This is a genomic window from Desulfofundulus sp. (assembly GCF_049701015.1).
Classification (GTDB): domain Bacteria; phylum Bacillota; class Desulfotomaculia; order Desulfotomaculales; family Desulfovirgulaceae; genus Desulfofundulus.
In genome coordinates this window covers 1-5,773 of sequence record NZ_JBNATZ010000159.1, presented here as the reverse complement: position 1 = coordinate 5,773, position 5,773 = coordinate 1, and the positions used below count along the sequence as shown (strand labels likewise).

Here is a 5,773-nt window from a genome sequence, read left to right as displayed (position 1 = left end):
ACCGAAAGGAAACCTATGCGCATAACGTAAGAAGCTGCGGCAGAAGGCTGCAGAAGCGCATGAAACTCTCGCTTTGCTGTACCGTACCACCAGCCGGGTGCTCCAGGTGTACGGCTGGAAGGGACACAACGAACTGGCTCCGCTGGTGCATAAACTGCCTCTATGGGAGTACCTGCTGGACGCCCTATCCAGCCGGGACCAAAAAGTGGTGGAAGAAGCCTTGAAACACAAAGAAATCAGGCGCTGGGTTTTTTGACCCGGCGCTTTTGCTTTTTTCTGACGTTCTTTCATGGCTGAAAGCCGGGGTTCCACTGCGAAGGCCGCAGCGCAAACGGTTCTATGTTTCATGTGATAAAACCTGTCAAATGGTGATTGTCCGAAATAAGGATGACATTGCTCCAGCAAATCTAAAGGCCTTTATAAACTGTTGCTGGAAGCTGAGAACTAGAAATGGTATTTCATTGGAGGATTTTCTCTAATTATCTCGAAAAAATTGTAAGGAAACTTCTTCTGGTTGTCGTCACAGGCTGATTCTGATGCCTGGCGGTCTTTGTGGCTGCGATGACATAGGATGCATACAGGAACGCTTTATTTCAGGGGAGGGTAGGCTATTGCGTTAAGCTTGCTCAGGCTAAGGAAGGACCGTGCTATTACCGCTGTTTTTTCGAAACCAGCTTTCCGGAAGGGTGGTTGGGCGTTAGTCGTTGTTTAACGGCAGCGCCGGTATCTGTATAATGTTCAATTTCTTAGCTATTGTCATAAAGTAAGCTTGAGGAATGATATGTATCCTGTAAAAAATTGAAGAATGGACTTTAACCGGTTCCAATTAGAAAGTTCCTGTACCGGAGTGAAAAGGTATGGCACGGGCGAAGGATATTTTTACCTTTGCAATTGAATGGCAGGAGAAATTGCGGAACTGTAGATACGCCGGCGAGATATATTTAGACCCCAACCTTCTGGAACACCTGGCAAGGGAATTCAGCCAGTATATGGTTGTGGAAGACAGTCTTTATGAGATCGCTCTGGTGGTGCTGGCAGTTAACTGTGCATACCATTATTATGATGACCAGGGATTCTGGCCGCATTTTTGCCGGCTCTTGAAGATAGAAAATACGAGCGCCAAACAGGAACGGCTCGGTAGAATTATTGAAAAGCGGTTGGACCTGTTGGGACTGAAAAAAACTGAACGTGCCGGGCCTTTTCGGTATGTAGGGGCCATTCTTGAGCAGTGTGGGGTATCAAAGCGATATATAACTCCACTGGCCGGCATTATTAAACAGCTAAAAGGTTTCAGGTCCTGGAATACCCTGCTCACGATGGGGCAGGAGGAATTTCAAAAACGTGTAGACATGCTCAATTGTTCCCAGTATCTGAAAAATTTTTTGAAAGATCCTGCAGGGTGGAAATTTACAATTCAGGTCTGTCAGCTCCTCATGTTCTACGAACGAGGAGATCTAACGCTGGAGGATCTTGAGGAGTTGCCCGGTTACCAGCCCGGGTTCTGGGAGGAACTTCTGGTTCATTTTCATGATCTAAACCTGAGGCATACAAAACGCCGGATTCCGATTCCATTGATACCTCGACTGGTTTTTGTACCGGAGGAACGGTGCCTGGCCATACGTTTTCCCGGTCGGGACTATGCAGAGGGAGTTAAATTTCCAGCTATCTCGGACTTCTGGCGCTTCCCGCTGACCCTGTTGAAAACAGCCGGGGCCTGGTCGGATTATTACGCCGGCTCGATACCCGGTCCAGAAGGACGGCACGTCGAATGGATACTCCCCGGGTGGTTGCCCGATGGGTTGCCGGCTCTTTTTGACCCCGGGTACGGATTTGTTCAGCGTGGAAGGAAAGTCAGCCCGGGTGAATACTGGATGCTGGTTCCGGATGGTTACAACCCACCCTGCCGGGTGATTTCCGAACTGGGTCAGGTCCGGGTGCCCGGGAATATAAACTACCGGGCGTGCCGGGTATTCATAGAACCCGGAACTGCTATTCCCGGCTATGAATTGGAACCGGATACGGGTACAGATATTGCTCTAACCTGGGTTGAACCTGAAAAATTCAGGCTGTGGTGTGGGGAACCCTGGTCTGACGTATTTACAGGTTCATTACCGCCTCTGGCTGTTTCGGACTTTAAGCCTGTTGAGGAACTCAGGGTTGCCATTTTTTATACTGCAGGTTCTGTTTCCGGGCGAATCAGGAACAGACGGGAACTGGAGCAGGTTTTGAGAGAATTAAATGGTAGTGCTCCTGTGAACGGTCGTTTTTCCGTTTATGCTATAGGCAGGACAGGTAGACCCGAGGCTGGCTCTGTCCTGGCTGAAAAAGAATTTTACCTCCTGCCCCCGCTGAATATTAGATTTGCGTGCCGGCTGTATGCTTTCAACGAGGAACCTCCTGTTGAAATTGATGATTCATTTCTGGGGCGTCTGAATCTTGATGGATGTCGCCGTATTGATCGGAATGGTAGAAAGTGGATTATACCTGTAGACATCGATCGGGTTACCGGTACCATTGAATGCCAGAATCTGGTAGTAGGTCTCAATATACCGGTTTATCGAGCCCGTATGTATTTTGCTGACGGGAAGCCTGTTCGATATCTCCTCTTAACCGACCTGGAGCAGGAAACGATTTTTCTGTTAACCGGGTGCCCGGATTCCGAGGCCTGGCTCGGACTGTGGCAGCAACCTGCCAGAGAGATACCGGTGAAGTTTGATAGCGGCGGAATGGTGCGGATCTCTTCCGATCTGTTGCTGGAACTGCTCCGGGATTGCAGCCATTCAATCAACGAAGTGGTACTGCGTTCGGGTGACTATACAGTAAGTACCGGGTTGGTGGTATTTGATTTGGAATCTGTAATTGCCGATATTTGTGCGGGAGCAGCCTGCCGGGCCTGCGTATGTACGGCCGGGGACCTTATCAGAATTCTCGATATATGTTCAGAGCTATGTCGGGAGGTTACAACGGGAAAGTGCTATAACCTAAACCGTGTTCCCCGGTTTCATCCCTCCCTGGATGAATGGATATTCTCGCTTTTTGCCTGTGCCTGTGTCTTTGATAGGGTGAACATTTTATTATCCGGTAAAAAAGTTGACTGGACTGAACGGGTCGGGAACGAAAAATTATGCCTGCTGCTGGATTTTATTATCCGGGTTCAGAACGGCCGATGGGCCGGAGAGGGCCTGCCCGCTGGTAGTGAAGTACTTCCTCCTGTAGAGAGGTGGAAGAATGCACTGAAACAGTTTTTTATGACCCGCATAGCCGGGGAAGGAACAGCTGATCTTTCCGAATGGGCCAACGAGGTTCGCCATCACCGGAGCAAGTTTCGCAGCAGAATTGCTCTGATGACCGGGGGGTACAGTCTGACTGGCGCCTGGGTACGCTATCATCGTGGACTTTTTGAAAGTGCGCTTTCGCTGCTGAACAACATGGAAGAAGGTCCCCCTGTTCTCAGAGAACTGCGGGATTTTCTGTGTATTTTACTTCTTTTGCGTCTTGCCAGGATTGAAGCAGCAGGGCGGGCAGTTAAATCCTTACGGTTCGGCAGCAATCTGCAACCTGTTTTTTCGCTGCTGGAATACGTTGTAAAAATTTTAAACGGAGATACTGTGCCGGAACAGCAGTTTCAGGTGGAGTTCTTAACCCATTTACCATTGCGTGCAGAAGATAGGGTTTTTCTGGAAATAGCATCCAGGAACTGCAGGAATTCCGCGAACCTGGAGGTTGATCCGTTTGACAGTCAGGACTGGTTGTTACTCTGGTTTCTGATCAATTCGTGTTCCAATTCACAGCGAAAAATTAAACTGGCTGAAAAGTTACTCGGGCTCAGAGATAGAATTCCACCATCTCCAGAAAAAACAAAAATTATAGAACGTACAGCTCAGATATTCCAGGGGTGAAAAGTAAATGGATGAAACTTTGAAAGAGCTGGAAGTACTGGCGGCAAAATTTAAGGATAAAAAAAAGTTGAATTCTACAGACAGTGAGATTGCTCGGGAAAAACTACGTTTACTGCTTGAGAGTCCTGAATATTACAGCCGGGCCTGTCGGTTAATAGCAATACTTCCGGTTGATTGCTGTCAGGCAGTTCTTGATGCATGGAAAGAAAGTAGTTGTGAACAGAAGGAGAAAATTATACAAGTGCTGCTGGATGAACCGGAATTGAATGGCTCCGCAGGTTTTTATAGAAAGATTAAACTCGTTGCGACTTTCATCCCGGATGATTACTGGGTAGCACTGCGTTTATTGATTAACCTGTCAGGCTTTCTGACTGATGGCGGAACAAAAAGTCCGGGGAAGCTGTTTGTAAGACTCTTTCGGAAAGAGCTGATTGAAACGAGGAAACTGCTGGAAATACCTCTGGAAAAATATGATATTAGCGTCCGGCAGATATCCGGTATTGCCGCGATGGTACTTTCCGGTATGCAGGACGAACAGGGATCAGATATTGCCATGAAAACGGATTGTATAAACTGGCTTGGTCGTTGCCGTTGCAAAGCAGACCTGGGAGCAAAGCTGGTTGCAGAAATTGAAAATATTACAAAGAAGTGGCCTGAAGATTTGCAAAGGCAATGCCATAAACTGGGGTTAATCAAAACGATTTCCTACAGTGTCCGGACTGAAAAACATGTATTTACCGAATTGGGGGAAAAGGCAAGCCATAGATTGGTACATTTAGAAAAAATAAAAGAAAAATTACCGCCGGGTCATGATGCAAGCCCCGGTTCTTCGTCGGATATGCAAAAGACAACAGCTGGTACCTGTGTGGAATTGAACGTGCAGACCTGTATAGACTGGTTGACGCAGTACATAGCAACTCTGGAAAAGGAAAATGCGAGCCTGAAGGGAAAGCTGAACTCACTGGAAATAGAGTGCCAGCGGGAAAAAATGCGTAATAAGGAACAGGAGAAACAGCTGACGAATTTACTGGAAGTCCAAAATCAGCGGGAAACCCTGATTCAGGAACTGAACAGACAGATAACCGGGCTTGAAAATGAGAAGCAAGAGTTATTAAATACACTGCAGGAGGAAAGTTATGCCAGGAAAAAGGAGGTGGAGAGTCTCAAAAACAGGATTGAGCTGGAGTGCAACTATGTTCTTGAGGAGTTCAGAAACAGGTTAATGGACAGGCTATCCAGGCATTACAGAGGATATCTTGAGGCAATAGAGAAGCCGCCAACGATTCAACTTGCGGAATATCTGAAATTTTTGCTGGATAGAGTTTTTCGTGAATTAATCAATCAGGGAGTCAGGTTAAATGGTGATGAATAATGGATTTTGGGATTGATTTCGGTACAACTAACAGTGCCTGTGTGGGGATCGAAGATGGCAGCAGGGAAATAAGGTTTACAGACGGCTATGGTAACCCATTTCCATCCCTGGTTATTATCGATAGAGCCACCGGCCGGGTATACTGCGGTCGCGAAGCCTGGCGCAGGAGAGAGGAATTGAGGGAATCCTGCGAAGTAATTACTTCGGTCAAGACACTTCTTGACTCGGGAACGATCTGGAATATTGCTGGCCGGACCTGGACACCGGAAATGGTGGCAGCGCAGGTATTTCTCGCCCTGAAAGACAGAGTCAGGAAAAGAACAGGGGAAGATTTATTGAAAGAAGCTCTAGTGGCCATACCGGTAGGTTTTCCTGCCGGCAAACGGGTGGCGCTGCGGGAAGCCGCCCGACTTGCAGGGATTGAGATAAAAAGTTTTATCAGCGAACCGACCGCTGCTCTGTTCTGTCATTATAAGGAGGTAGGTCATTATACAAGAATAGG

The 5,773-nt window shown here is 47.6% G+C and carries 4 protein-coding genes; all 4 read left to right on the top strand.

Annotation, left to right across the window (positions count from 1 at the left end; genetic code table 11):
• The first annotated feature begins 73 nt into the window (after positions 1-73).
• The gene (locus ACPLUI_RS10055) at positions 74-256 is read left to right on the top strand and encodes a hypothetical protein (protein WP_424660129.1); all 183 of its coding nucleotides are present in this window, start codon (positions 74-76) and stop codon (positions 254-256) included.
• A gap of 601 nt (positions 257-857) precedes the next feature.
• A complete protein-coding gene (locus tag ACPLUI_RS10050) occupies positions 858-3,899 on the top strand; it encodes a hypothetical protein (RefSeq protein WP_424660128.1) in 3,042 nt (1,013 codons plus the stop codon).
• Positions 3,900-3,906: 7 nt separating this feature from the next.
• Positions 3,907-5,271: a hypothetical protein gene (locus ACPLUI_RS10045; RefSeq protein ID WP_424660127.1), complete on the top strand. Its 1,365-nt coding sequence runs from the start codon at positions 3,907-3,909 to the stop codon at positions 5,269-5,271.
• A partial coding sequence (locus ACPLUI_RS10040) for an Hsp70 family protein (protein ID WP_424660126.1) occupies positions 5,271-5,773 on the top strand: 503 nt, incomplete at its 3' end. The genes ACPLUI_RS10045 and ACPLUI_RS10040, both read left to right, overlap by 1 nt.

Bases quoted from the DNA above. Each gene is read 5' to 3' on its own strand.
- ACPLUI_RS10050 (WP_424660128.1), top strand. From the start codon at position 858: ATGGCACGGGCGAAGGATATTTTTACCTTTGCAATTGAATGGCAGGAG.
- ACPLUI_RS10045 (WP_424660127.1), top strand. From the start codon at position 3,907: ATGGATGAAACTTTGAAAGAGCTGGAAGTACTGGCGGCAAAATTTAAG.